Below are 25,891 nucleotides of genomic sequence, written 5' to 3'. Positions count from 1 at the left end.
GGTGACGGTCACGGAGATCGAGGGGGCGGAGGCGGGGCCGCGGCGGGGCGGCCGGCCCACCCGCGCGGAGGCGGTCCGGCGCGAGGCGCACCTGATCGCCGTGGCGACCACCCTGTTCCTGGAGCGCGGCTTCGACGCGACCTCCATCGACGCGGTGGCCGAGGCCGCCGGGATGAGCAAGCCGACGGTCTACGCCCGCTACCGCGACAAGCGCGCCCTGTTCGAGGCGGTCCTGCGCGAGCGAATCGCCGCGTGGCTGGCACCCCTCGCCGCCGCCGCCGAGGCCCAGGCCGCCGAGGCCGGGACCCAGGCCGGAACCCAGGCCGGGACCGATGCCGGGACCGACGACGTCGAGGCCGCCCTTCACGACCTGAGCCGCACCCTGCTGGCCCACGGGCAGTCGCCCGGGGCGGCAATGCTCAAGCGCAACCTCGTGGCCCAGGCGCTGCAGTTTCCCGAACTCGCCCGCCTCGCCCACGAGGAGGGCTGGCTGCGGGGCGTGCGCGCCGTGGCGCAGATGCTCGACGCCTTCGCGCGGCGCGGGCGGATCGCGGTGACGGATCCCGAGATCGCGGCCGACCTGTTCCTCAGCCTCGTCCTCGGCCGGTCGTCCCAGGCGACCCTCTACGGCATTGCCACCGACCCGGAGGCGCAGGAGCGGCGGCGGCAGGCGGCGGTGCGGCTGTTCCTCGACGGGGTCCGCCCGCGCTGACGGGCCGACCCGGATTGTTGTGGGTGCACCCGGGCCGCGCACTATTCGGGAGTGGGATCGACGGGTTGCCACCGCCGATCCCAGGCAATGACCCGTTAGAGTTTAGCCAACTCAAGAACACCGGGTGGATGGCAAGTCGGAGCTTACCTTCCACGCGCCATTTCCGTTTCGTGAGACTGCAAGAGACAAGACCATCTCTCCACACTCCCGGCCGCGTGCGGCCTTCGCGGGTGAGTCGGTCATGCTCACGACATCAGCTTAGCCGTATCTCCGGGCGCTGGAGAAACCGCGTCGGCGCCCCGAAGCCGCGATTGCGCCCCTTCCGGCCCCGGCCTATAGTGCCCCATCCCCATTCGACAGCGTGAGACGGGACATCCGGATCCACCATCCGGAGCCCGCGGCCCGATGCCCGGCCCCCGTCCCGCCAGGCCGGAGCACGAGAAGACATGTCCCAGGGTCCGCTGATGCCCAAGGCGACCGCCGTCTGGCTGGTCGAGAACACTTCGCTCGCCTTCGAGCAGATCGCCGATTTCTGCAAGCTGCACCCGCTGGAGGTGAAGGGCATCGCCGACGGCGAGGTCGCGGCCGGCATCAAGGGACTCGACCCGGTCTCCACCGGCCAGCTCACCCGCGACGAGATCGAGAAGGCCCAGAAGGCGCCGCACTACAAGCTTAAGCCCGCCGTCTCGAAGGTGAAGCTGCCGGAAGTGAAGCGCACCACCAAGGGCCCGCGCTACACCCCGCTGTCCCGCCGCCAGGACCGGCCGAACGCCATCCTGTGGCTGCTGCGCAACCACCCGGAGCTGAAGGATTCGCAGATCATCCGGCTCGTGGGCACCACCAAGTCGACGATCCAGCAGATCCGCGAGCGCACCCACTGGAACTCGGGCTCGCTCCAGCCGATGGACCCGGTGACCCTGGGGCTCACCACCCAGATCAACCTCGATTTCGAGGTCCAGCGCGCTGCGGCCGACCGCCCGGCCGCGGTGGCGGCCGAATCCGGCGCCTCGCTGCTGCCGACGGAGGTCTCGACGGCCCGCGACGCCGACGAGCGGGAGCACGCGGACGATCACGGCGGCCGCGAGGAGCGGATCGACGCCGATTCGGTCTTCGCCAAGCTCAAGGGCCGGCACCAGGACGAGGACGACGAGGACTAGGACTCCGGCCGGCCCCACCCGGCTCCGGCCGGGCGGGGGCCACGGGACACGCTCCGCGCGGGCTTGGCCCCCCACTCCATCGGAGTCGGGGGCCGCTTCGCGTCTGGCCGGCCCTGAGAGCGCCCGCCGGCGGGCGGAACCCCGATCGACCTATTCCGGCAGGGGCTTGCCCGTCGTCTCCGGCATGAACCACGGCACGACGAGGCCGATCACGTAGACGCCCGACAGGGTCAGCGCCGCCGCGGCGACGCCCCCGAAGGCGGTCACGATCTGCCCGGCGATGATCGGGAAGACCCAGGCGATCAGCCGCGCGCCGTTGAACACGAAGCTCGCCGCCGTCGCCCGGACCGCCGGGGTGAACAGCTCGACGAGGTAGATCGCCATCCACGAGAAGGCGAAGCCCAGGGTGAAGAACCCGTTCAGGAAGGCGAGCCCCATGAACGGTAYGAGCCCGCCGGTCCAGAGATAGCAGGCCAGCGAGGTGGCGATGCAGCCGACATAGGTGACGAGCAAGAAGGCGCGGCGGCCGATCGCGTCCGCCACGAAGCCCGAGATCAGGTAGGCGGTGATCGCCCCGACATTGTAGATGATGCCCATGCGCGGGCCCCAGACATTGGCCGGCTCGCCCGCGGCCTTGGCCAGCCCCTCCGTATAGGCCGGCAGCCAGGACGAGACCGCCCACCAGCCCACCGTGGTGGCGAACGACATGGCGGTGGCCAGCAGCACCCGCCGCCGGCTCTCCGGCTCCCGGAAGATCTCCGCCAGGGTGAAGGGGCGCTGCGCGGCCCGCGGGGCGTGGCCGGCATCCTCCGCGGTCGCGGCCCAACGCTGCGCCTTGAGCGCCTGCAGCCACTGCTCGGATTCTTCCAGCGCCCGCCGCAGGTAGAGGCAGACGAAGGCCGGCAGGGCGCCCAGCGCGAACATGATCCGCCAGGACTGGTCGCCCAGGGGGTTGGTGGCGGCCAGCACCGCCCAGACGATGGCGGCGAGCACCGCGCCGCCGCCGAAGCCCGATTGCAGGAAGCCGCAGCCCTTCGGCCGCGCCCGGTTCGGCCAGGTCTCGGCCACCAGGGCGATACCGGTGGACCATTCCGAGCCGATGGCGAGCCCGGTGATGAAGCGCAGGAGCGCGAGCTGCGTGAAGCTCCCGGCGAAGGCGGTCAGCCCCGTGAAGACCGCGTAGCCGAGGATCGAGAGCATCATCATGCGCTTGCGGCCGATATAGTCGGCCGCAATCCCGCCGAGCAGCCCGCCGAGCCCCCAGCCGAGCAGCGTGATGCCGATGGCCGCCCCCACGTAGAAGGCCGGCGTCTGGGCCTGCTCAGGGGTGAGGATGGTATTCAGTGCCGGCCGCAGCGCGTAGACGAGCGCCACCGCCTCGTAGCCGTCGAAGATCCAGCCGAGATAGCTGCCCCAGAGGATCCGCCAGTGCCGCGGGGTGAGACCCGCGTACCACGGCGCGCTGGCCGCCTCGCCCAGCCCGACGTCACCCGCGCCCATCGTCCGTTCCTCCCGTCCGGAACGCGTCTGCGGCGCCCGCCCCGCTCTGATAGGCCCGTCGTGGTATCAGGTCGACTGCATCCGGCCGGGTGTCGTGCGCGGGGCGGCGATCACGTCTCACCCCGCCCGCGCACCCCGCCGGTCGCGGCGCAGCGGACCTCAGCGCGCGGCGTCGAAGGCGGCCAGGAATGTCGCGAGGTTCTCCGGCAGGGCCGCGCAGAGGTAGCCGCCCTCCTGGACCAGGGCCGTGGGCAGCCCGGCCCGGGCGATCCGCTCCGCCGCCCCGGCAAAGCCCGCCCGGGTCACCGCGAGGGCGCCGATCGGATCGTCCGCGGCGGCATCGAGGCCCAGGGCCACCACGAGGGCGCGGGGCTTTCGGGCGGCGATCGCCGCGAGCCCCGCCTCCACGGCGGCGAGCCAGGGGGCGTCGCCCGAGCCCGGCGGCAGCGGCAGGTTGCGGTTGAAGCCCGTGCCCGCCCCGGTCCCGGTCTCGTCGGCATAGCCGGCGAAGAACGGGAAGTAGTCGGACGGGTCGGCGTGGACTGAGACGGTCAGCACGTCGGCGCGGGCGTAGAAGATCCCCTGCGTGCCGTTGCCGTGATGGACGTCGATGTCGAGGATCGCCACCGGGCCGCCGGTGGCGGCGCGCATCCGTTCGGCCGCGATCGCGCTGTTGTTGAGGAAGCAGAAGCCGCCGGCGGAGTCCGCGTAGGCGTGGTGGCCGGGCGGCCGGCACAGGGCGTAGGCGTGCCCCGCCGCCAGCGCCGCGTCGGCGGCCACGACCGCACATTGCGCCGCGCCGTAGACCGCCGCCCAGGTGCCGGCGCGGATCGGCGTCGAGGTGTCGGCGGTGTAGAGGCCGACGCGGCCGAGGAGGCCTGCGGGCTTCCGGTGCATCTGCGGCCGGGCGAAGGACCCGGTCAGGATCTCGTCGCCGAGGTCGGGGATCTCGCCCCGGCGCGCCCAGGCCTCGGCCAGGAACGCCACGTAATCGGGATCGTGCACCGCCCGGATCGGGTCGAGGCCGTGATCGGCCGGTTCGGCGAGGTCGTGGCCGCCCCCGAGGGCCGCGTCGCGCAGGATCGCGTAGCGGGCCGCCTGCTCGGGATGCGGGATCGGCGCGCCGCGCCGCATGTAGCGTTCGGGATCGTGCCGGCCTGAATCGGGCGTGTGGAAGATGCGCATGCCGGAAGGTTAGGGCCTCCCGGGGGACGCGTCATCCGCCCGGCACGCCCTCAGATGAGGTAGACGGTGCCGTCCGCGCGGAACACCTTGGGGCAGTTCGCCCCGTCTACCAGGCGCCGGGCCGCGTCCAGGGAGATCCGGCGGGTCAGGGCGATCTCCGGCAGCGTCTTCCAGGTCGAGGTCATGGTGCGGCTCCGTCCGTGATCCGTGCGCGTCCGGGGTCAACGGCGCAGTCGGGTCCGGGTTCGCCGACGGCGTCAGGAGCGCTTCGGGACTGCTGACGCGCCATCCCGCAGGGGCCGCCGACGGGGCGGCGACCTCGCGCAGCAGGGTCGGGACCCGCGCCCAGGGCTCCGTGACCGGTCCGGCGTTCGGCCGGACCGCGGCCCGGTTCTGGCCGCCGGCGACGCGGATGTCGGGGAAGCGCGCGCAGAAGGCCGCGACGCAGGCCGGGTCGAAATGGCGGCCGCTGTCGGCGCGGATGCACGCCAGCGCCTCCGCGAAGGACATCGCGTCCTTGTAGGGCCGCGCCGTGGTCAGGGCGTCGAACACGTCCGCCACCGCGACGATCCGGGCCGACAGGGGAATCGCGGCGCCGGCGAGCCCATGCGGGTAGCCGCCGCCGTCCCATTTCTCGTGATGGAACTCGGCGATCTCAGCGGCGAGGCGGATCAGCTCGGAGGCACTGCCGCCCAGGATGCGCCGGCCGATCATCGGATGCGTCTTGACCCGGTCGAACTCCTCCGTGTCGAGCCGCCCGGGCTTGAGCAGGATGCCGTCCGGGATGCCGACCTTGCCGACATCGTGCAGCGGCGCCGCGAGATAGAGGTTGCGACAGGCCTCCGGCCCCAGCCCGAGCCCCTCGGCCACGATCTGGCTGTAGCGCGCCACCCGCCATGTGTGATCGCCGGTATCGTTGTCGCGGTACTCGACGGCGAGCGCCAGGCGGAAGATGATCTCCTCCTCGCGCTCGCGCATCTGGCGCAGGGCGGCCTCCGCCGCGCCGTCGAGCCACGCCGCCTGCTCGGCCAGCCGGCGCACCGCCTTGGCGAGCCGGATCACGTTGCGCAGCCGCACCGTCAGCTCGACGCTCCGCATGGCCTTGTCGAGGAGGTCGGTGGCTCCCGCCTCCAAGGCGGCGAGCCGCACCGCGTCCGAGATGTCGCTGGTGACCATCACGATGGGCACCTGGGCGTAGTGCGGGATGGAGCGGAGGCACCGGATGAAGGCGATCCCGTCCCTGGCTGGCCTGTGGCAATCGACCAGAACGAGGTCGAAGGCGCGCATCTGCGCCTCCACGAGCGCCGCGGCCGTCTCGCCGTGATCGGTCACGCTCACGTCCGGCTTGGCCTCCAGCAGCCGGCGCAGCCGCAGGCGCATGGTCGGGCTGTCGTCAACGAGGAGCGCGTCCATCATGGGCTCTCGGATCGCATCGCGGGCACGGGCGGCACGGTCAGGCGGGCCGCCCCGGAGACGTGCCGGCGCGCGGTTCGGCGCGCCGGCCGGCAAAGGGATAGAGGCGGTCGCCATGTTCATGACTTCAGTAATTCTGTCTCCATAATGAATGGCTGCCAGTTAAAAGTTAGTAAACAATGCATATAACTTCCCGCCGAATCTTGGATCTACAGATCTTGATTATTCATGGATATTTGCTAGTTTTGTATGGATATCTAGAACGTCAAATCGGTCATTCGCGATGATCAGGATTTCCAATAAGGATGGCGTCTGCCGCGATTAGTTTGCCGGATTCCGAGCCGGATCGCGGCGACCGAACGGATCGCCGCGGTTTCGGGGTCGCGCCGGCCCGGCTTCGGCGCCGGCGCGACGAGACGCTGACATCTCGGCCGCCCGAGACTCCTGGGCCGCCCGAGACTACGGTCGGGCGACGGCGCGACGCGGCCGACGGACGGACGGCGGGCGCCCTGCCCCGCACCGCCGCCGGCGTCGGTGCCGGCGGCGTGTCGGGAGGCGCCGGGGCGATGATGCGGTTCGATCTCACCGATCTCGGCCTGTTCCGGCACGTGGTCGAGGCCGGCTCGATCACCCACGGGGCGGCGCGGGCGAACCTCGCCCTGGCGGCCGCCTCGACACGGATCCGGCTCATGGAGGAGTCCCTGGGCGCCGCCCTCTTGACCCGGGGTCGGCTGGGCGTCAGCCCGACCCCGGCCGGGCGCGCGCTCCTCGTCCATGCCCGGGAGGTCCTGGCCGGGGTCGAGCGCCTGCGCGAGGAGATGTCGGCCTTCTCGGGCGGGGCCTTCGGCCAGATCCGGGTGCTGGCCAACACCAATGCCCTGACCGAGTTCCTGCCGGACGCGCTCTCGGCCTTCCTGGCGGCCCATCCCGGGATCGGGGTCGAGATCGATGAGCGCACCTCCGAGGAGATCGTCGGGCTGGTGGCCGAGGGAGCGGCTGATCTCGGCATCCTGTCCGGCACGGTGGATACCGGCTCGCTCCAGGCCTTCCCGTTCCGGGAGGATCGCTTCGTGCTGGTGGCGGCCCGGGACCATCCCCTGGCGGCGCGCGCCGCGATTCCCTTCGCGGAGGTGCTGGGCCACGACCTCGTCGGCCTCGATCGGCGCAGCGCCATCAGCCGGTTCCTCGTCGCCCAGGCGGTGCGGGAGGGGCGGCCGATGCGCCTGCGGGTGCAGCTGCGGGACTTCGACGCCGTCTGCCGGCTCGTGGAGGCTCGGGTCGGGCTGGCGGTCCTTCCCGAGAGCGCCGCCGCCCGCGCCGCGCAGGGGCTCGCCCTCGCGGTGGTACCCCTCGCCGACCCGTGGGCGCGGCGCGACCTGACCCTGTGCCTGCGCGACCTCGACGGGCTGCCGCCGTTCATCCGGGCCTTCGTGGCGCAGCTGCGCGGCTGAGGGCCTTCGGGCGCCCGGTCGGACGAACGCACCGCGCGGCGCCTGCGCAACGCGTCAATGTTCGCCACCCCGCAGCGTGCCCTTCCGCGGCCGGGGTCTGCATTGGGCCGCCGCTTGCGACCGGGCGTGACTGTCTTGCGACCGGGCCTGTCTGTTCCCCGCCGCGGTCCTTGCGTGATAGATCTGCCGCGTCGAGCACCGGACTCCCGGCCGCGGTGCCCCACGGTCCTCCGCCGCAGGACGCGCAGGAGCGGGCCGGAACCGGAGGTGGTGGCACGCGTGGACGACGTCGACGTCGCGGTGATCGGGGCCGGACTGGCCGGAAGCTGCCTCGCCGGCGCCCTCGCCCGCACCGGAATCCGGGTGACGCTGATCGACGCGCAGGCCGGCCGCGACGGAGCGCGGCGGGACTTCCGGGCGGAAAAGTTCGGGGCCGCCCAGATGGCGCTGTTCGAGGGGCTCGGCTTCGGTCCCGCGCTCGCGGCCTGCACCACCGCCACCGAGGAGGTCGCCGTGGTCCGCTACGGCCGGCTCACCCACCGGCAGGCGACCCGCGAATGGGGTGCCCCCTACCCCGTGCTGGTCCGTGCGGTCCGGGACGCCCTGCCCGCGGCACTGCTGCGGCCGGGCCGGGTCGCCGATCTCGCCTTCGGGCCGGCGCGCCAGGTGATCACCCTCGGCGACGGGAGCCGGCTCACGGCGCGTCTCGTCGTCCTCGCCACGGGGCTCGGGCAGGGGCTGCACGCCAAGACCGGCCTCCGCCGGCGCGTCCTCAGTCCCGGCCACTCGCTGGCGGTGGGGTTCGACATGGCGGCGCCGCGCGACCGCTTCCCGTTCGGCGCCCTCACCTACTTCTCCGAGCGGTTCGGGGGCCGCGACGCCTACCTGACCCTGTTTCCCCTCGGGGCGGTCATGCGGGCCAACCTGTTCTGCTACCGCGATCCCGGCGAGGCCTGGGTCGCGGCGCTGCGCCGGGATCCGGAGGCCACGCTGCGGGCGATGATGCCCCGCCTGCCCGCCGCCTGCCCCGAACTCGCGGTCGCCGGCCCCCTGGCGGTCCGGCCGATCGACCTCGTCCGGGTCGAAGGGGTGGAGCGTGACGGGCTGGCGGTGATCGGGGACGCCTTCCAGACCGCCTGCCCGATCCCCGGCACCGGACTCGGCAAGCTCCTCGTCGACGCGGACCGGCTCGCCCGCGTCCACGTGCCGGCCTGGCTCGCCACGCCCGGCATGGGCCGGGACAAGATCGCGGCCTTCTATGCCGACCCGGTCAAGCGGGCCAGCGACGCCCGCAGCCTGCGCGCCAGCCACTACGCCCGCGGCCTCGCGGTGGAGACCGGCGTCCTCTGGCAAGCCCGGCGCCTGCGCAACCGCATCGCCCACACGGCGATCCGCCTCGCCGAGGACGGACCCCGGGCGGCCGCGTCCCTGGTGCTCGGCCTCGCCCTGGGGCCGTAGGGCGCCGGGTGTGCGCCCTGACGCGGCGCCGTCAGCGCCAGCGCTCCTCCGTGCAGGCCAGCACGTAGACGACGTGCATGCAGCGGGCCTGGGCGGCCTGCGAGGTCGCGTCGCCCATGCAAGCCCGCATCCCGAGGGAGAGCAGGCCGCGATCGACGTCCTGATCCCGGGCGCAGGTGAAGATCGGCTGGAAGCCTTCGAATCGGCTCACCTGCCAGAAGATGACCATGACCGCGATCAAGCAGAACGCGCAGACCAGGAGCCGGTTGTCGTAGAACCAGTGCCGCCGATCGGCCTCTGCGGCGTTGCGCGCGCTCATTCCGTCACCGGGGGTGCCGACAGGATCGCGGTCTCAACCACCTCTGTTCTCCGCAGCGGATCGCCCGCGCCATCGCGCCGACGCCCTCGGTCGAGCACCCACCGGCAGGGGACCGTCAGTCGATCACCTCCACGATGCGGCGCGATCGCGGTTCGACGAGGACCGGATGGCCGTTGACGATCGTGTAGCTGTACTCCGGCAAGGCGAACTCGCGCGGGACATCGTAATACACGACACCCTCCTCGGGTAGCACGGTTCCGACCTGCACGGGACCCGCGAGGGCGAAGGACGGGCGGCGCTCGCCGAGGGCGTAGATGCGGAACCGCTCCCGCCGGTCGACGCCGAGGATGCCGTTGGCCGTGCCCACGGCCGCACCGATCGCGCCGCCGACGATCGCACCCAGGGGTCCCGCCATCTCCGCGCCGCGCGAGGCGCCCTCCTGAGCCCCGCGCTCCAACCCTTGCGCCTGGGCGATGGCGGCAAGGCCCAGCGTGGCCAGGAGCGCAAGAGGAGCCGCGATCCGCATGGGTATCGTCCCGGTTGGTGGCATGGACCTTCAGGCCTGTGCCTGAGGGCGCGGGAGCATCCCGGCCGCAGGATGATACGACGGGAAAGGCTGCCGATGGGTTGCCGTCCGGAGCCGGCACGGCGGCCGCGGGGGCCGGCTCCGGTGTCGCGCCCGTCGCCCGCGGCGTGCCGGCGCGGGTCGGCCCCTCGGGCTGCGGGCGGCGGTGCGGCATTGCCCCGGCCCGCCCATGGTTTAGCCTCCCGCTGATTCCGCCGGAGGGGACTGGGATGATGCCGATCGAGACCGTGGAGGCCGCCGGCCGCCGGAGGGGCGCCGATCTCCTGGTGGAGGTGCTGCGCTCGGAGGGGGTGCGCTACATCTTCGGCAATCCCGGCACCACCGAACTGCCGCTCATCGACGCCCTGACCGAGGCGCCGGACATCGCCTACGTGCTCGCCCTGCAGGAGGCCACCGCCGTGGCCATGGCGGACGGCTACGCGCAAGGGGCGCGGCGGCCCGCCTTCCTCAACCTGCACACGGCGGGCGGCCTCGGCCACGCCATGGGCGGGCTGGTGAATTCCCAGGTCTCGGGCACGCCGCTGGTGGTCACCGCCGGGCAGCAGGATCTCCGCCACGCGCTGACCGACCCGCTGCTGATGGGCGACCTCGTGGCCATCGCCGACCCGGTGATGAAGTGGGCGCGCGAGGTGACGAGCCCGGATCAGATCCCGATCCTGCTCCGCCGGGCCTTCCACGATGCAGGGGCCGCCCCCTCCGGCCCGGTCTTCCTGTCCCTGCCCATGGACGTGATGGAGGCGATGAGCGCGGTCCCCGCGGGCGAGACCTCCACCATCGACCAGCGGGCGGTGGCGGGCTCCCTGGACCGGCTGGCGGAGGCGCTCGCCGCCATCGCGCCGGGCCGCCTCGCCCTGATCGCCGGCGACGAGATCGACGCCTCGGACGCCTCGGCCCAGATGGTGGCGCTCGCCGACCTGCTGGCGGCGCCGGTCTACGGCTCGTCCTGGCCGGCCCACATCCCCTTCCCGACCGCGCATCCCCTCTGGGCCGGCAACCTGCCGACCCGGGCCGACGCCATCGCCGACATTCTCGGGCGCTACGACGCGGTGTTCGCGCTCGGCGGCAAGTCGCTGATCACCGTGCTCTACTCGGAGGTCTCGGCGGTGCCGCCGGGGGTGCAGGTCTTCCAGCTCTCGGCGGACGTGCGCGACCTCGGGCGCACCTACGCCACCAGCCTGTCGACGGTGGGCGACATCCGCGCCTCGCTGGACGCCCTGCTGCCGCTGCTCGGCCCCCGCCTCGCCGACCGGGCCGAGGCCTTCGCGCGGCTGCGCGGCGCAGCCGTGACCGCCCGGGCCGAGCGGCGGGCGAAGCTCGCCGCCGCGGCGGACGCGGCCTTCGCGGATCCGGTGATCGCGCCCCTGGTCGCCGCCCGGGAGGTGGCCCGCGCGGTCGGGGCCGAGACCACCATCGTGGACGAGGCGCCCGCGACGCTCACCCACCTGCGCACCTTCCTCGACAGCCCCTCGGCACATCAATACGCGGCGATGCGCGGCGGCGTGCTGGGCTGGGGCATGCCGGCCGCGGTGGGCTTTTCCTTGGGACTCGACCGGGCGCCCGTGGTCTGCGTCGTGGGCGACGGGGCCGCCCTCTACTCGCCGCAGGCGCTCTGGACCGCTGCGCATGAAAAGCTGCCGGTCACCTTCGTGGTGATCAACAACGCCGAGTACAACATCCTCAAGACCTTCATGAGGGGCCAGGCGCACTACGCCTCGGTGCGCGCCAACCGCTTCATCGCCATGGACCTCACCGACCCGCGGATCGATTTTTTGGCGCTCGCCGCCTCGATGGGGGTCCCGGCGCGGCGGGTGACGGCCGCGGCCGACATCGCCCCGGCGATCGAGGCCGGGATCCGTTCGGGCGGGGCCAACCTGGTCGAGGTGGTGGTGCGGGCGACGTGAGGGAACGCCCCTCCGCCGGCCGCCGAGGGGCGCGGCCCTGAGGGCCGTCGCGGCGTTCGGACACAGCGGCCGCCGAGGAACACGAACGTCCGGTCCGGGCTCCCCTAGGGATCGGTTTGACCGGGCGGGATCTCAGCCATGTGGTACCTCTACGGTTTCGCGCTGCTGGCCGGCGTGGCCAACGCCGTCCAGGCCGGACAGAACGGGACGCTGTCGAAGGGGCTGGCCGAATCGCTGTCCGCCGGCCTCGTGGTCGCCGCCGGGACGGCGACCTGCATCCTCGCGGTCGGGCTCCTCTCCGGGAAGCTCGCTTGGCCGACGGCCGCGCAAGCCCTCGCCATGCCCTGGTGGGCCTGGTTCGGCGGGGTCCTGGGTGGAGGCATCATCCTGGCGCAGTTCGTCGTGGCCCGCCAGATCGGGGCCGCCCCGTTCCTGGGCCTCCTCGTCACGGCCGGGGTCGCCACATCGATCGTGCTGGACAATTTCGGCTGGGTCGGCTTCGAGCGCCACCCCGCCAGTCTCTGGCGCATCCTCGGCGGGGTGCTGATGATCGCCGGTGTCGCCCTCGTCGCGCTCTTCTAGGATCGAAGCCGCTCCCGCGGGCCGGTCACGCCGACCGGCCTCGCGGGCTCACGCCAGCCCCGGCACCGGCACCCCGAAGGCCGCCGCCAGCAGCACCGCGTTGAGCGCGAGCACCAGGGCGGCCCCCGCCACGGCGGCCGCCTGGGTGAGCGGCCCGTTGGCGAAGGGTCCCATCACGCTCCGGCGCCGGGTGAACACCACCAGAGCCACCATGGGCACCGGCAGGGCGAGGGACAGCACCACCTGCGACAGGACCAGCGCCCGGGTCGGGTCGACTCCGATCGCCACCACCACGAAGGCCGGCAGCATGGTCACGAGCCGCCGGACGAGGAGCGGGATGCGCCAGCCGGTGAAGCCCTGCATCACCAGCTGCCCGGCGAGGGTCCCAACCACCGAGGACGAGATCCCGGAGGCGAGCAGCGACACCAGGAAGGCCGCCCCGGCCGCCGGGCCGAGGAGCGGCGTCAGGGTGCGGTAGGCCTCGCCGATCTCGGCGACCCCGCTGTGGCCGGCATGGAAGGCCGCCGCCGCCATGATCACCATCGCGATGTTGACGAGGCCCGCCAGCAGCAGCGCCACCACCACCTCGCGGTTCGAGTAGCGCACCAGCAGGCGCCGGTCGGCCTCGGTCCGGGGACTGCCCCGCCCCTGGGTCAGGCCGGAATGCAGGAACAGCGCGTGCGGCATGACGGTGGCGCCGATGATCCCCACCGCGATGGTCAGCGCCTCCGCGTCCGGGATTCGCGGTGTGACGAGGCCCTTGGCGGCCTCGCCCCAGGCCACCGGGGCGATCAGCAGCTCGACTGCGTAACAGAGGCCGATCGTGCCCACCATCGCGCCGATGGCGATCTCCAGGGGCCGGAAGCCCTCGTGCTCCAGGAGCAGGATCGCGTAGGTCACAATGGCGGTGACCGCCATGCCGGCCATGAGCGGCATGCCGGTGAGCAGCGACAGGCCGATGGCGCCGCCGAGGAATTCCGCGAGGTCGGTGGCCATCGCGGCGACCTCGCTGATGCCCCAGAGGCCGAGGCGCACCGGGCGCGTCGTCGCGTCCCGGCAATGCTCGGCGAGGTTCTTGCCGGTCACAATCCCGAGCTTGGCCGACAGCGCCTGGAACAGCATCGCCGTCAGGTTGGCGAGCAGCACCACCCAGAGCAGCCCGTAGCCGTAGCGGGCGCCGGCCTGGATGTTGGTGGCGAAGTTGCCCGGGTCCATGTAGGCGATCGACGCCGTCACGGCGGGGCCTGCAAACAGCAGGAACCGGCCTCGTCCGCCCCTCCGCCCGTCGAGGACGTCGCGGATGGCGTCCTCCGTCCGCCGGCTCATCGCCCCGGGCGCGGCGCTCCCCGGGACCGTCGCGGCGTTCGGCGCCACCATGCTCAGCGTCTCCTCAAAGATATAGCCCGAGCTATATTCAGGGCATCGCCCGCCGGATTCAAGGGGGTGGCGCGGACCGTACGGGACTCCCCTCCCAGGGGTGGACTTTGCTAGAGAGGGGCGGGGCGGCGTGTGCGTGCCGAGGGGGAGAGCCGATGCAGGAACCGTCCGAGCAGGGCTCGCCCGAGACCGTGCTGGTCGATCCCGAGCGCCACGTGGAGAGCTTCCGCCAGGCCCGCGAGGCGCGGCGCTCCGAGCTGGTCGAGGATTACGTCGAGCTGATCGACGACCTGATCGGCGACGGCGGCGAGGCGCGGCAGGTGGATATCGCGGCCCGCCTCGGCGTGGCGCAGCCGACCGTCGCCAAGATGCTCAAGCGCCTGTGCGAGGACGGCTTCGTCCAGCAGCGGCCGTATCGCGGCGTGTTCCTGACCGAGGCGGGGCGCCAGCTCGCCGCCCAGGCGCGGGAGCGCCACCGGATCGTCGAGCGCTTCCTGTGCGCGCTGGGGGTGAGCCCCGAGACGGCCCGGCGCGACGCCGAGGGGATCGAGCACCATGTCAGCGCCGAGACCCTGGCGGCGTTCCGCGCCTTCGCGGAGCGGCACGGGGGGGCGTGAGGCGCCCGTCCGACCGACCTCCCGTCATCGCGCGCGCAGCGAAGCGACCCAGCGCGGCCACCGCGATCAGCGCCGCGCAACGGGTATTGCGTCGCTCGGCTCGCAGAGGCGGGCTGTCGGCGTCGCCCGTCCTGCCCTCACACCGTCGGCGCCGGCACCTTCTGGCGCAGGCCCATGATCACCGCCCGGAGCATCTCGGCGCCCGCCTCGCCGGCATCCGGCAGGAGGCCGGTGCGGGAGGCGTAGATCCGCTCGTGCACGAAGGCGAGCTTGGCGATCACCGTCGGGGTCAGCTTGAACGGGTAGAGCGCCGGCTGGCCCATGCTGTGGGAGAGCGAATTGATCGCGTAGGTCAGCGGCAGCCACGCCGCGATCAGCCGGTCGAGATCCAGGGTGTTGTAGGGGTCGAAGTCGATCACGGTCGGCGCGGCCTGCCCGTGGCGCAGGCGCGGGCGCACGTGCAGCTCGAAGGTCGAGGCGGTCTCCACCGTGTCGACGATGTGCAGGTAATGCGCGAAGGTCTCGGCGAAGTCCTCCCACGGATGGGCCGTGGCGTAGGCCGAGACGTAGGCCTCGCCCCAGTCGGCGGGCGCACCCCGCGCGTAATGGGCCTGCAGGGCCTGGACGTAGTTCAGGCGCTCGTCGCCGAACAGCGCCCGGAACGAGTCCATGGTGGGGCTGTTCATCACCAGCAGGTACCAGAAGTAATGCCCGATCTCGTGCCGGAAATGGCCGAGCAGGGTGCGGTAATGCTCGCCGAACAGGATCCGGCGGCGCTCCCGCTCGACGTCGTCGGCCTCGGCGATGTTCATGGTGATCAGGCCGTTGATGTGGCCCGTGAGCACCGGCACGCCCCCGGAAAAGCTCTCGGAGGGATCGACCAGGAAATCGAAGGCCAGCCCGTCCGTGTACTGGGCGCGGGTGGCCAGCGGCAGCTCCAGGCGCAGCAGCGAGTAGAACAGCCGGTGCTTGGCCGCCTCGATCTGCCGCCAGCGGGCGAGGTTCCAGGGCTGCGACAGGTCCGGCACCACGCGGTTGTGGCGGCAGGCGGTGCAGTAGATGTCCGGGCTGTCCTCCGGCACCAGCCAGTTGCAGGCTTCCGAGAGGGCGTTGTTGCACAGGCGGTAGCGCTGGCCGGGATCCGCGTAGGCGTGGAAGACCTGCGCCCCGCCCATCCGCGGATGGGCCGAGAGACCCTGCGGCTCCAGGGCCGAGACCTCGTGGACCGCGCAGGTATAGCCCAGCTGCCGCGCGCAGCTCTCGCAGCCGGTCGCCTCGAAGGTGACCGGCTGGTCGCAGGCTTGGCACTGGAAGATCTTCATCGTGCGGTCCCGGGCCGGCGGCCGACCCATCTGGCGATCAAGCGGGGCCGGGCGGCAAAGTTCCTGCCATACGCCCGACGGGCGCGCGCCGCCGCACGAAAATTGCTTGTGGCCCGATCTGTGTCGCATAACCGCGCGGTGGGGGCCGACGTTCGACCTGCCGCGATGTCCGGTACCGGCTACGAGGCCGCATTCGATCCTTCAGACGGAGCCATCGTGTCGATCAAAGCCGCCCTGCACCACGTCACGCATTACCGCTACGACCGGCCGATCAGCCTCGGCCCCCAGGTGATCCGCCTGCGTCCGGCCCCGCATGCGCGCACCAAGGTGCCGGCCTACGCGCTCACGGTGACGCCGGCCAACCACTTCCTGAACTGGCAGCAGGATCCGAGCGGCAACTGGCTCGCCCGCCTCGTCTTCCCGGAGAAGACCGACGAGTTGAAGATCGAGGTCGACCTCACCGCCGACATGGCGGTGATCAACCCGTTCGATTTCTTCGTCGAGGATTACGCCCAGACCCACCCCTTCGCGTACGACCCGGACCTCGCGGAGGAACTGGCCCCCTACCGGGCGCCGGTCGACGCGGATTGTCCGGAGATGGAGGCGCTGCTCGCGCGCCTTCCGGACGAACCCAGTACCGTGCAGTTCCTGGTGGCGCTGAACGCCCAGATCGCCCGGGAGACCGCCTACGGCGTGCGCCTGGAGCCCGGCGTCCAGACGCCCGCCGAGACCCTTCGGCTCAAGAGTGGTTCCTGCCGCGACTCGGCGTGGCTGCTCGTGCAGGTGCTGCGCCGGATCGGGTTCGCCGCCCGGTTCGTCTCCGGCTACCTGATCCAGCTCGTGCCCGACACCACCGCGGTCGACGGCCCCGCCGGGACCGCGTCGGACTTCACCGACCTGCATGCCTGGGCCGAGGTCTACCTGCCGGGCGCCGGCTGGATCGGCATGGACGCGACCTCGGGTCTGCTCACCGGCGAGGGCCACATCCCGCTGGCCGCGACGCCGCATTACCGTTCGGCCGCGCCGATCTCGGGGGCGATGGAGCCCGCCGAGACCACCTTCGATTTCGGGATGAGCATCACCCGCGTCGCCGAGACGCCGCGGATCACCAAGCCGTTCTCGGAGGCGGTCTGGGCGTCCATGGACGCGCTGGGCGAGCGGGTCGACGCCGACCTCGCCGCGCAGGACGTGCGGCTCACCATGGGCGGCGAGCCGACCTTCGTGTCGGTGGACGATTTCGAATCGCCCGAGTGGAACATCGCCGCCGTCGGCCCGACCAAGCGCGGCCTCGCCGACCAGCTGATCCGGCGCCTGCGCGACCGGTTCGGCCCGGGGGGGCTGCTCCATTACGGCCAGGGCAAGTGGTATCCCGGCGAGAGCCTGCCCCGCTGGGCCTTCGCGCTGTACTGGCGCAAGGACGGCCAGCCGATCTGGCGGAACCCGGACCTGATCGCCCCGGAGGCCGCCCCCGGAGAGGCGGGCGCCGCGACGATCGCGCAGGCCAAGGCCCTCGCCGACACCGTGGCCCGCCGCCTCGGCCTCGTCGACTACGTCATCCCGGCCTTCGAGGACGGCGACCTCTGGGAGAAGAAGGCCGCGGACCTGCCGGTCAACGTCACGCCCGACGCGGCCCGGTCCGGCTCCGTGGAGTTCGACGCCCGGATCAGGCGGGTCTACGAGCGGGGCCTCGGGGAGCCGGCCGGCTACGTCCTGCCGCTCGCGAGCCTGCCCACCGGCACGGACGGCGATTCCGACCGGGTCTGGATCTCGGAGGCCTGGGCATTCCGCCGGGGCGACGCCTTCCTGGTCCCGGGTGACTCTCCGGTGGGCTTCCGCCTGCCCCTGTCGTCCCTGCCCTACGTGCCGCCGGAGCACTATCCCTACTATCAGCCGCAGGATCCCCTGGAGCCCCGGCCGCCCCTCCCCGACGGGCATCCCGGCGCGGCCACCGTCAACGGCTCCGGCATCACCGGCGTGGCGGTGCGCACGGCCCTGTCGATCGAGCCCCGGGACGGCGTGGTGCGGGTGTTCATGCCGCCGGTGCAGCGCGTGGACGAGTATCTCGAACTCGCCGGCCATCTCGAGGCCGCGGCCGCGGCCCTGAGCCTGCCGATCCACCTCGAGGGCTACGAGCCGCCCTACGACCCGCGCATCGGCGTGATCAAGGTCACCCCCGATCCGGGCGTGATCGAGGTGAACGTCCACCCGGCCGCCTCCTGGCGGGAGGCGGTCGCCATCACCACCGACTTGTACGCCGATGCGCGGCAAACCCGGCTCGGCGCGGAAAAATTCATGACCGACGGGCGCCACACCGGCACCGGCGGCGGCAACCACGTGGTCATGGGCGGCGTCACGCCGGACGATTCGCCGTTCCTGCGCCGGCCCGACCTCCTCAAGAGCCTCGTGCTCTACTGGCAGCGCCATCCGGCGCTCTCGTACCTGTTCTCCGGCCTCTACATCGGACCCACGAGCCAGGCCCCGCGCATGGACGAGGCCCGCCACGACGGGCTCTACGAACTGGAGATCGCGCTGGCCCAGATCCCGGCCCCGGACGCGCCCAACATCCCGCGCTGGCTCGTCGACCGGGTGTTCCGCAACATCCTCGTGGACGTCACGGGCAACACCCACCGGTCCGAGATCTGCATCGACAAGCTCTACTCCCCGGACGGGCCCACCGGGCGCCTCGGCCTCCTGGAGTTCCGGGCCTTCGAGATGCCGCCGGACGCGCGGATGAGCCTCGCCCAGCAGCTGCTGCTGCGCGCCCTCGTGGCGTGGCTCTGGCGGGAGCCGCAGACCGGGGGCTGTGTCCGCTGGGGCACGAACCTCCACGATCGGTTCATGCTGCCGCATTTCCTCTGGTCCGACTTCCTCTCGGTGCTGGAGGATCTCCGGGCGGCGGGGTACGCTTTCGATCCGGTCGCCTTCGAGGCGCAGGCCCTGTTCCGGTTCCCGGTCTTCGGCACGGTCGAGCAGGGCGGGGTCCGGATGGAGCTGCGCCAGGCGCTGGAGCCCTGGCACGTCATGGGCGAGGAAGGGACCAGCGGGGGCACCGTGCGCTTCGTCGACAGCTCGGTCGAGCGGCTGCAGGTCAAGGTCGAGGGCTTCGTGCCCGAGCGGCACGTCATCGCCTGCAACGGCCGCCGCCTGCCCATGACCGGAACCGGCCGGGGCGGCGAGGCCGTGGCGGGGCTGCGCTTCAAGGCGTGGCAGCCGGCTTCCTCCCTGCACCCGACCATCCCCGCCCACTCGCCGCTCACCTTCGACATCCTCGATGCCTGGAGCGGGCGGTCGCTGGGCGGCTGCCGCTACCACGTCGCCCATCCGGGCGGCCGCAACTACGAGACCCATCCGGTCAACGCCTACGAGGCGGAGGGGCGCCGCCTCGCCCGGTTCCAGCCGAACGGCCACACCCCCGGCCGGATCGACATGCCGCCTCCGGAACCGAGCGCCGAGTTCCCCCTCACCCTCGACCTGCGGACGCCGGCCCCGCAATGACCGGAACCCCGTGATGGACGCCGCGCTCGCGGCCAGCACCGCCCGCGGAGAGCCCGCGGAGAGCCCGCAGGCGCGCGTCGCGCGCTGGGTCGCGGGCTATCGCCCCGAACCCGGCCGGCCGGACGAGTTCCTGGGCTCCGACGGCCAGCCCCGGGGGGCGTGGCCGCGCCTGCTCGACCGTCTCGGCGCCCTCACCGAGCCGGAGATCACGGCCCGCTTCGTCGCGGCGGAGCGACACATCCGGGACGCCGGCATCTCCTTCCGCATCGCCGGCGACCAGCGCGAGCATCCCTGGCCGCTCGGCTGCCTGCCCCTGGTGATCCAGGGGGCCGAGTGGGCGGCGCTCAGCGCCGGGATCGTCCAGCGCGCGGAGCTGATGGAGGCGATCCTCGCCGACGTCTACGGGGACGGGCGGCTGGTCGCCGAGGGGCTCCTGCCCGCCGCGATCGTGGCCGGCACGCCGGAGTTCCTGCATCCGCTCCACGGCGTCGCCCCCCCGGGCGGCCACTACCTCAAGCTCTACGCCGCCGATCTCGGCCGGGGCTCGGACGGGCGCTGGCAGGTTCTGGCTGACCGGACCCAGGCGCCCTCGGGGCTCGGCTGGGCGCTGGAGAACCGCATGGTCCTGGCCCGGACCTTCCCGGACTTCTTCCAGGACCTCCACGTCGAGCGCCTGCCGGCCTTCTTCCAGGCGTTCCGCGACGGGCTGGCCCTGGGGGCGGAGCGGGTCGACCCGCGGATCTGCCTGCTGACCTCCGGCCCCTACAGCAGCACCTATGTCGAGCAGGCGGCGCTGGCCCGCTATCTCGGCCTGATGCTGGTGGAGGGGGACGACCTCGTCATGCGCGACGGCCGCCTGCACGTGCGCACCGTCGCGGGGCTGAAGCGGGCCGACGCCCTGTGGCGGCGGATCGACGCCGACTTCCTCGACCCTCTGGAACTGAACCCGGCCTCGCGGCTCGGCGTGCCGGGCATCCTCGACGCCCTGCGCAACGGCTCCCTGGTGATGGCCAACATGCCGGGTTCGGGCCTCGTCGAATCGGCGGCGCTCGCCCCCTACCTCGACGGCATCGCCCGCAGGGTGCTCGGCGAGCCCCTGCGGCTCGGCCATCCGCGCACGTGGTGGTGCGGCGACCTGGAGGGCCTCGCCCATGCCCAGGCCAACCTCGACAGCCTGACCCTGCGCCCGGCCGCCACGCCCCAGCGCGGGGCGGGGCGCGACGCGATCCTGGCGGGGCCGGTCTTGGCGGCCGAGCGCGCGCGGGTCGTGGCGGCCCTGCGCGACCGGCCCTTCGACTACGTCGCCCAGGAGGCGGCGCCGCTCTCGACCATGCCGGGCTGGGAGCGCGGCGAGGCCGGCCTCTCCCTGGTGCCACGCCCCTTCGCGGTCCGCGTCTTCGCCACCCGGACGCCCCTCGGCTGGCAGGTCATGCCCGGCGGCTTCTGCCGCGTCTCGGAGCGCGAGGACGTCGACCCGATCGAGCTGCGGCTCGGCATCCGCTCCGCCGATGTCTGGGTCCTGTCGGAGAAGCCTGTCGCCGCGCCCCTGATCGGCTTGCACGCGGCCCCGCGGGTGCGCCGGGTCGGCGGCCACCTCCCCGCCCGGGCGGCCGACGGCCTGTTCTGGCTCGGCCGCTACCTCGAGCGCAGCGAGGCGGTGATCCGGCTGGTGCTCGCTCATCTGCGCAGCATCGGGGACGCGGTCGGGGCCGACATCTCGGGCGCCCTCGACACGCCGGCGGCCCTGGCGCTGCGCGCCCTCCTGCACGAGTGGGGCGCCACCGGCGCAGCCGACCTGCCCACCGCCCGCCTCGCCCAGGAGGCGCTTTCCGGGCGCGAGCGGCCGGGTTCGGCCCGCGCGCACATCATCGCGGCGCGCCGCAACGCCGCCGCCCTGCGCGCCCGCCTCTCCGGCGAGGCCTGGCGCGTCCTGGCCGACCTGAACGAACTCCTGTCCCTCGATCCCGAGCGGGCGCTGACCGAGTCGCAGCTCGCGGGCCGGGCCGAGCGGGCGCTGAGCCATCTCGCGGCCCTCGCGGGCCTGACCCACGAGAACATGAGCCGCGCCGAGGGCTGGCACTTCATCGAACTCGGCCGGCGCATCGAGCGGGCGATCAACACCGGCGCCTTCGCCCTGGCCTTCGCCAACGACGAGGCGACCCCGGGCTGCCTCGGGGTGATGCTGTCGCTCTGCGACTCGCAGATCAGCTACGGCCGTCGCTACCTGCAGGGGGCGGCCCTCGACCCGGTCCGCGACATGGTCCTGCTCGATCCCTACAATCCCCGCTCGATCGCCTTCCAGGCGGAGGCGATCGCCCGGCACCTTGCCGACCTGCCGGCGCTGGCCGCCGACGGCATTCCCGAGCCCCATTGCCGCCTCGCCACCCGGATCCTGTCGGATCTGCGCAGCGGCGAGGCCGCGGATTTCGACGCCGTGCGCCTCACCGCGCTCGCGACCGACCTGGAGCGGCTCGCCGACGGCATCGCGGCCCGCTACTTCCCCACCGGGCCGAACGCGCTGCGCCCCGAGAAGCTGATGGGGCTGGCTTGATGCTGTGTGTCCTTGACGCTCCCGCCTCGAGGACGATCCGCAGCCTGGGCTGCGGCGCGCCTGCGCTCTTGCCGGCGACCGCGGGCGACGGGCGGGCGCCGGGATGATCTACACGCTGCGCCACCGCACCACCTACCGCTACGGCAAGCCGGTGCACTTCGCCCGCTGCACCCTGCGGCTCAAGCCGCAGGATGGCGAGGGCCAGAGCGTGCTGGCGAGCGCCGTGACGATCGACCCGAGCCCGGCCACCGCCGTGATCCGGCGCGACTACTTCGGGATCGACGCGCTGGCGATCACCTTGGAGACCCCCCACACCACCTTCAGCGTCGAGGCGCTCTCCACCGTGCGCGTCGAGCGCCAGGCCCCGCCGCCGCCGGAATCCGGGATGCCTTGGGAGCGGGTCCGCGACGCCGTGGTGGCCGGGCGCGACCTCGGCGGGCGGGCGCCGGTGCACTTCCTGTACCCGAGCGGCCGGGTGCCGCTGCTGCCCGCCGTCACCGACTACGCCAGGGCGAGCTTCGCGCCGGGCCGGGGCGCCTACGGGGCGGCCCACGACCTGATGCTGCGCATCGGCCAGGATTTCCGGTTCGATTCCAAGGCCACCACCGTCTACACGCCCCTCGCCGAGTCCTTCGCCCTGCGGGCCGGGGTCTGCCAGGATTTCGCCCACGTGATGATCGCGGGCTTGCGCGGCATGGGGCTGCCGGCGGCCTATGTCAGCGGCTACCTGCGCACCGTGCCGCCGCCGGGCCGTCCGCGCCTGCGCGGGGCGGATGCGAGCCACGCCTGGGTGGCGGTCTGGTGCGGCGACGGCTGGCGCGGCCTCGACCCGACCAACGGCGTCGCGGTGCGCGACGACCACATCGTGGTGGCCCGCGGCCGCGACTACGGCGACGTGGCGCCCGTGGACGGCATCGTCAGCGGCTCGGGCAAGCAGCGCCTCAAGGTCGAGGTCGACGTCATCCCCGACACCGAGACGCAGGACCTCGCGCTGGTGGGGTGAGGCGGCGTCGGCCCATCGCCTGCCGCTGTCGCGCTGCCCCGGGAGGCTTCGCGGCGCTCGCCAGGACGGCGGTGTCCGGGTCCCCACGCACCGCGTCTTGACGTCCGCCATTCCAAGTCCCTATTTGTTACATGTAACAGAAATCGAGACGGCGATGTCCAACCCTGTCGCCGAGCGCGTTCGGAAGCGTCGGGACGCTCTCCGCGCCGCCGGGCTCCGACCTGTGCAGATCTGGGTTCCGGACACGAGCCGGCCGGGCTTCGTCGAGGAATGCCGGCGCCAGGCGCTGCTGGTGGCCGAGGCCGATGCGGCCGATCGCGAACTGCATGCCTTCCTCGATGCCGCTCTCACCGATCTCGACGATCCGGCCGAGCCGTGACGCGCGGCGATCTCGTCACCGTCGCGAGGGCGGGCGATTTCGGAAAGCCGCGGCCGGCGCTCGTGATCCAGTCCGACGCCTTCGCCCAGACCGGCACGGTGACGGTCCTCCTGCTCTCGTCGACGCTGGTGGACGCGCCGCTGATCCGGCCGACTCTGCAGCCGACATCTCAGAACGGCCTGAACAAGCCGTCCCAAGTGCAGATCGACAAGGCCATGTCGGTGAGGCGGGAGAAGGTCGGCCCGCCGATCGGGCGCCTCGACGACGCGACCCTGCTGGCCGTGACGCGGTCCCTCGCGCTGTTCCTCGGTCTCGCGTAGCGCCGGCAGGCGGGCCGGCCCTCACCACATCGTCTTGGCCGCCCGCTCCGGCCACTGCGCGTTGTAGCTTTGGCCGCCGACCTCGCCCGCGGTCAGCGCCGCCAGGATCGCCCCCGGCGTCGGCAGGGTCGCCGGGTCGACGCGGGCTTCCGGATCCCACAGCCCGGCCCGGATGATCGCCCGCGCGCACTGGAAGTAGATCTCCGCGACCGTGATCACGAGGGCGGTGCGCGGCGCGTGGCCGTCGACCCGGAACGTGGCGAGGAGATCCGGATCGGCCGAGATCACCGCTCGCCCGTTCACCCGCAGCGTCGTCCCCGAGCCCGGGATCAGGAACAGCAGCGCCACCCGCGGGTCGCGCACGATGTTGCGGAGCGAGTCGATCCGGTTGTTGCCCCGCCGGTCGGGCAGGATCAGCGTGCGCGGATCGGCGACCCGCGCGAAGCCCGGCTGATCCCCGCGGGGACTGCAATCGAGGCCTTCGGGGCCGCTCGTCGCCAGCACCGCGAAGGGCGAGGCCGCGATCAGCGCCGCGTAATCCGGCGTGACCGAGGCCGCCACCTTCACCGTGGAGGCGGACGCCGGGGGCGTGCTGTAGAGCGCCTCCAGCGCGGCGAGATCGTCAACGATCATGGCGCCCTCACGCGACCGGGGATGCGACCTTGGCGTTGCCGGCCACGAAGGCTTCGTGCTCGGCCACCAGGGCGCCCGACAGGGCCGCGCCGATCAGGCTCCGGGTCTCCGCCACGCCGTAGAGCGCCACGAAGGAGCCGAAGCGGGGTCCCCGCGCCTCGCCGAACAGCACGTTGTAGAGGCTCGTGAACCACGCCTGCGACACGCCAGGCCGCCCGTCCGGGCTCTTGGCCTTGCCGGACGTGTCGGGGAAGTGGCGCCGCCCGACCTCGTAGACCGCCGCCTGCAGGGCCTCCGGGTCGGTGGAGCCGGCATGCTCCTCGAGGGTCTCGGACAGGTCCTCCAGGGCGGCCCGCTCCTCGGGGGTCGGCGCCCGGTAGGTCTTGGCCGGCCGCACGAAGTCCGAGAAGTAGGTCAGGGCGTGCTTCACCAGCCGGTCGAGGCCCGGATGGGTCTCCGGCCCGGTCTGCGGCGCGTAGCGGCGGATGAAGCCCCACAGCACCGCCGGATCCTCGGTGTTGGCCACCGCGGCGAGGTTGAGCAGCATCGCGAAGGTCAGGCTCGCGCCCTCGACCCGCTCCGGCACCGGCGGGTTGCCGGCATGGAGGTGCCAGACCGGGTTGCCGAGCCGCAGCTTCGCGTCCTGGCCGGCATAGCGGTCGAGGAAGCCGATATACTCGTCCACGTGCCGGGGGATCACGTCGAAGAACAGGCGCTTGGCCTCGCGGGGCTTGTTGTACATGAACAGGGCGAGCGAGTCCGGCGTGCCGTACTTGAGCCAATCGTCGATGGTCAGGCCGTTGCCCTTCGACTTCGAGATCTTCTGTCCCTTCTCGTCGAGGAACAGCTCGTAGTTGAAACCCTCCGGCGGCTCGCCGCCGAGCGCCCGGGCGATCTTGGCCGAGAGCTTGACCGAATCGATCAGGTCCTTGCCGGCCATCTCGTAATCGACACCGAGCGCCACCCAGCGCATCGCCCAGTCGGGCTTCCACTGCAGCTTGGCGTGGCCACCGGTCACCGGGGTCTCGTAGCGCTCGCCCGTCGCGGGATCGCGCCACACGATCGTGCCGCTCTCCGCCTTCACCTCGTCGATCGGCACCTGCATGACGTGGCCGGTGACCGGGTGGAGCGGCAGGAACGGCGAGTAGCTCGCCGAGCGCTCGGCCCGCAGCGACGGCAGCATGATCTCCATCACGGAATCGTAGCGCTCCAGCACGCGCAGCAGCGTCGCGTCGAACACCCCCGCGCGGTAGCACTCGGTCGCCGAGCGGAACTCGTAAGCGAACCCGAAGGCGTCGAGGAAGCGGCGCAACTCGGCGTTGTTGTGCGCCCCGAAGCTGTCATGGGTGCCGAACGGGTCGGGCACGCGGGTGAGCGGCTGGTTGAGATGGTCGGCCARCATCGCGCGGTTCGGCACGTTGTCCGGGACCTTGCGCAGCCCGTCCATGTCGTCCGAGAAGGCGATCAGCCGGGTCGGCACGGCGTCGCGGGTGAGCACCCGGAAGGCGTGGCGCACCATGGAGGTGCGGGCGACCTCGCCGAACGTGCCGATATGCGGCAGGCCCGAGGGGCCGTAGCCGGTCTCGAACAGCACCTCGGTCTTGCCGGATTTCTCCATCCGCGCCAAGAGCTTGCGCGCCTCCTCGAAGGGCCAGGCGGCGGCGGTGGCGGCGGCCGCGATCACGTCGGCGTCGAGGGTCAGGGCTGGGGGAGCGGCTGGCATGTCTTCGGGGATGCGTGTTTGGGAGGGCGCACCCTAGAGCGGTTCGCGCCGGAGCGGAACGCCCGGTGGTGCATTGCGGGGTTCCATCGCCGGCCCGCGCGTGAGGCCTGTGACAGCGCACCTCGTCTCGGCTTGGCAGACGCACGCCTGATCCGCTCGGCTTCCTGATCGTGCCAGGACGAGTCCCGAATTTCGGATCTCCGAATC

The 25,891-nt window shown here is 72.5% G+C and carries 20 protein-coding genes and 1 pseudogene; 12 read left to right on the top strand and 9 right to left on the bottom strand.

Going from position 1 to position 25,891, the window contains the following annotated elements:
• The first annotated feature begins 1 nt into the window (after position 1).
• Positions 2-712 (top strand): TetR/AcrR family transcriptional regulator, encoded by a 711-nt coding sequence (locus tag AC1DXK_RS08845; RefSeq protein ID WP_457106673.1) that lies wholly within the window; start codon positions 2-4, stop codon positions 710-712.
• Positions 713-1,158: 446 nt separating this feature from the next.
• Complete coding sequence (locus tag AC1DXK_RS08840) at positions 1,159-1,869, top strand: DUF1013 domain-containing protein (RefSeq protein ID WP_457106672.1); 711 nt, start codon at positions 1,159-1,161, stop codon at positions 1,867-1,869.
• A 150-nt stretch (positions 1,870-2,019) separates the two neighbouring features.
• On the opposite strand, the gene AC1DXK_RS08835 is transcribed toward AC1DXK_RS08840, so the two are convergent.
• The 3 genes and pseudogenes from AC1DXK_RS08835 to AC1DXK_RS08825 all read right to left on the bottom strand — a co-directional run.
• Positions 2,020-3,369, bottom strand: coding sequence for an MFS transporter (locus tag AC1DXK_RS08835; protein ID WP_477297472.1), 1,350 nt, complete (start codon positions 3,367-3,369; stop codon positions 2,020-2,022).
• Between the two features lie 159 nt (positions 3,370-3,528).
• Complete coding sequence (locus AC1DXK_RS08830; protein WP_457106670.1) at positions 3,529-4,554, bottom strand: histone deacetylase family protein; 1,026 nt, start codon at positions 4,552-4,554, stop codon at positions 3,529-3,531.
• Positions 4,555-4,866: 312 nt separating this feature from the next.
• Positions 4,867-5,967, bottom strand: a pseudogene (locus tag AC1DXK_RS08825) (HD-GYP domain-containing protein); the annotation flags it as partial.
• 566 nt (positions 5,968-6,533) lie between these two features.
• Between AC1DXK_RS08825 and AC1DXK_RS08820 the strand changes: the two are divergent.
• Positions 6,534-7,418 (top strand): LysR family transcriptional regulator, encoded by an 885-nt coding sequence (locus AC1DXK_RS08820; protein ID WP_457106693.1) that lies wholly within the window; start codon positions 6,534-6,536, stop codon positions 7,416-7,418.
• 279 nt (positions 7,419-7,697) lie between these two features.
• A complete protein-coding gene (locus tag AC1DXK_RS08815; protein WP_457106669.1) occupies positions 7,698-8,876 on the top strand; it encodes an FAD-dependent oxidoreductase in 1,179 nt (392 codons plus the stop codon).
• Between the two features lie 31 nt (positions 8,877-8,907).
• On the opposite strand, the gene AC1DXK_RS08810 is transcribed toward AC1DXK_RS08815, so the two are convergent.
• A complete protein-coding gene (locus AC1DXK_RS08810) occupies positions 8,908-9,195 on the bottom strand; it encodes a hypothetical protein (RefSeq protein WP_457106668.1) in 288 nt (95 codons plus the stop codon).
• A 115-nt stretch (positions 9,196-9,310) separates the two neighbouring features.
• Positions 9,311-9,721 carry a DUF1236 domain-containing protein gene (locus AC1DXK_RS08805; RefSeq protein ID WP_477297469.1) on the bottom strand — a complete coding sequence of 137 codons (411 nt, stop codon included), beginning with the start codon at positions 9,719-9,721 and terminating at the stop codon, positions 9,311-9,313.
• Positions 9,722-9,993: 272 nt separating this feature from the next.
• Between AC1DXK_RS08805 and AC1DXK_RS08800 the strand changes: the two genes are divergently transcribed.
• Positions 9,994-11,682, top strand: a complete 1,689-nt coding sequence (locus AC1DXK_RS08800; RefSeq protein WP_457106692.1) for a thiamine pyrophosphate-binding protein — start codon at positions 9,994-9,996, stop codon at positions 11,680-11,682.
• A 138-nt stretch (positions 11,683-11,820) separates the two neighbouring features.
• A complete protein-coding gene (locus AC1DXK_RS08795) occupies positions 11,821-12,264 on the top strand; it encodes a DMT family transporter (RefSeq protein ID WP_457106666.1) in 444 nt (147 codons plus the stop codon).
• A gap of 48 nt (positions 12,265-12,312) precedes the next feature.
• Here AC1DXK_RS08795 and AC1DXK_RS08790 read toward each other — a convergent pair whose 3' ends face one another.
• Positions 12,313-13,641 (bottom strand): Nramp family divalent metal transporter, encoded by a 1,329-nt coding sequence (locus AC1DXK_RS08790; RefSeq protein ID WP_457106665.1) that lies wholly within the window; start codon positions 13,639-13,641, stop codon positions 12,313-12,315.
• 155 nt (positions 13,642-13,796) lie between these two features.
• On the opposite strand from AC1DXK_RS08790, the gene mntR reads away from it, so the two are divergent.
• A complete protein-coding gene (gene mntR, locus AC1DXK_RS08785; protein WP_457106664.1) occupies positions 13,797-14,258 on the top strand; it encodes a manganese-binding transcriptional regulator MntR in 462 nt (153 codons plus the stop codon).
• Positions 14,259-14,395: 137 nt separating this feature from the next.
• On the opposite strand, the gene AC1DXK_RS08780 is transcribed toward mntR, so the two are convergent.
• Positions 14,396-15,580, bottom strand: coding sequence for a zinc-binding metallopeptidase family protein (locus tag AC1DXK_RS08780; RefSeq protein ID WP_457106663.1), 1,185 nt, complete (start codon positions 15,578-15,580; stop codon positions 14,396-14,398).
• Between the two features lie 216 nt (positions 15,581-15,796).
• Here AC1DXK_RS08780 and AC1DXK_RS08775 point away from each other — a divergent pair, with 216 nt between their 5' ends.
• The 5 genes from AC1DXK_RS08775 (at position 15,797) to AC1DXK_RS08755 (ending at position 23,328) form a co-directional block, all read left to right on the top strand.
• On the top strand, positions 15,797-19,075 hold the full coding sequence (locus tag AC1DXK_RS08775) for a transglutaminase family protein (protein ID WP_457106662.1): 3,279 nt from the start codon (positions 15,797-15,799) through the stop codon (positions 19,073-19,075).
• Positions 19,076-19,088: 13 nt separating this feature from the next.
• Entirely contained in the window at positions 19,089-21,626 is a 2,538-nt protein-coding gene (locus AC1DXK_RS08770) for a circularly permuted type 2 ATP-grasp protein (RefSeq protein WP_457106661.1), read from the top strand.
• A 103-nt stretch (positions 21,627-21,729) separates the two neighbouring features.
• Entirely contained in the window at positions 21,730-22,629 is a 900-nt protein-coding gene (locus tag AC1DXK_RS08765) for a transglutaminase family protein (protein WP_457106660.1), read from the top strand.
• A gap of 154 nt (positions 22,630-22,783) precedes the next feature.
• Positions 22,784-23,008, top strand: a complete 225-nt coding sequence (locus AC1DXK_RS08760; RefSeq protein ID WP_457106659.1) for an antitoxin MazE family protein — start codon at positions 22,784-22,786, stop codon at positions 23,006-23,008.
• The gene (locus tag AC1DXK_RS08755) at positions 23,005-23,328 is read left to right on the top strand and encodes a type II toxin-antitoxin system PemK/MazF family toxin (protein ID WP_457106658.1); all 324 of its coding nucleotides are present in this window, start codon (positions 23,005-23,007) and stop codon (positions 23,326-23,328) included. Before AC1DXK_RS08760 ends, AC1DXK_RS08755 begins: the two co-directional genes overlap by 4 nt.
• A gap of 21 nt (positions 23,329-23,349) precedes the next feature.
• On the opposite strand, the gene AC1DXK_RS08750 is transcribed toward AC1DXK_RS08755, so the two are convergent.
• Together AC1DXK_RS08750 and AC1DXK_RS08745 are read right to left on the bottom strand one after the other, a co-directional pair.
• The gene (locus AC1DXK_RS08750) at positions 23,350-23,961 is read right to left on the bottom strand and encodes a pyridoxamine 5'-phosphate oxidase family protein (RefSeq protein WP_457106657.1); all 612 of its coding nucleotides are present in this window, start codon (positions 23,959-23,961) and stop codon (positions 23,350-23,352) included.
• 7 nt (positions 23,962-23,968) lie between these two features.
• Positions 23,969-25,684, bottom strand: coding sequence for a lysine--tRNA ligase (locus AC1DXK_RS08745; RefSeq protein WP_457106656.1), 1,716 nt, complete (start codon positions 25,682-25,684; stop codon positions 23,969-23,971).
• Between the last annotated feature and the right edge of the window lie 207 nt (positions 25,685-25,891).

It is taken from the genome of Methylobacterium sp. P3_A11 (genome assembly GCF_056403155.1).
This window is presented reverse-complemented; position numbering and strand designations above follow the sequence as displayed.

What these genes read in the sequence shown, in the direction of transcription:
- AC1DXK_RS08765 (WP_457106660.1), top strand. Translation starts at nt 21,730, where the DNA reads ATGATCTACACGCTGCGCCACCGCACCACCTACCGCTACGGCAAGCCG.
- AC1DXK_RS08770 (WP_457106661.1), top strand. Translation starts at nt 19,089, where the DNA reads ATGGACGCCGCGCTCGCGGCCAGCACCGCCCGCGGAGAGCCCGCGGAG.
- AC1DXK_RS08750 (WP_457106657.1), bottom strand. Translation starts at nt 23,961, where the DNA reads ATGATCGTTGACGATCTCGCCGCGCTGGAGGCGCTCTACAGCACGCCC.
- AC1DXK_RS08760 (WP_457106659.1), top strand. Translation starts at nt 22,784, where the DNA reads ATGTCCAACCCTGTCGCCGAGCGCGTTCGGAAGCGTCGGGACGCTCTC.
- AC1DXK_RS08790 (WP_457106665.1), bottom strand. Translation starts at nt 13,641, where the DNA reads ATGGTGGCGCCGAACGCCGCGACGGTCCCGGGGAGCGCCGCGCCCGGG.
- AC1DXK_RS08840 (WP_457106672.1), top strand. Translation starts at nt 1,159, where the DNA reads ATGTCCCAGGGTCCGCTGATGCCCAAGGCGACCGCCGTCTGGCTGGTC.
- AC1DXK_RS08800 (WP_457106692.1), top strand. Translation starts at nt 9,994, where the DNA reads ATGCCGATCGAGACCGTGGAGGCCGCCGGCCGCCGGAGGGGCGCCGAT.
- mntR (WP_457106664.1), top strand. Translation starts at nt 13,797, where the DNA reads ATGCAGGAACCGTCCGAGCAGGGCTCGCCCGAGACCGTGCTGGTCGAT.
- AC1DXK_RS08820 (WP_457106693.1), top strand. Translation starts at nt 6,534, where the DNA reads ATGATGCGGTTCGATCTCACCGATCTCGGCCTGTTCCGGCACGTGGTC.
- AC1DXK_RS08830 (WP_457106670.1), bottom strand. Translation starts at nt 4,554, where the DNA reads ATGCGCATCTTCCACACGCCCGATTCAGGCCGGCACGATCCCGAACGC.
- AC1DXK_RS08810 (WP_457106668.1), bottom strand. Translation starts at nt 9,195, where the DNA reads ATGAGCGCGCGCAACGCCGCAGAGGCCGATCGGCGGCACTGGTTCTAC.
- AC1DXK_RS08805 (WP_477297469.1), bottom strand. Translation starts at nt 9,721, where the DNA reads ATGCGGATCGCGGCTCCTCTTGCGCTCCTGGCCACGCTGGGCCTTGCC.
- AC1DXK_RS08780 (WP_457106663.1), bottom strand. Translation starts at nt 15,580, where the DNA reads ATGAAGATCTTCCAGTGCCAAGCCTGCGACCAGCCGGTCACCTTCGAG.
- AC1DXK_RS08795 (WP_457106666.1), top strand. Translation starts at nt 11,821, where the DNA reads ATGTGGTACCTCTACGGTTTCGCGCTGCTGGCCGGCGTGGCCAACGCC.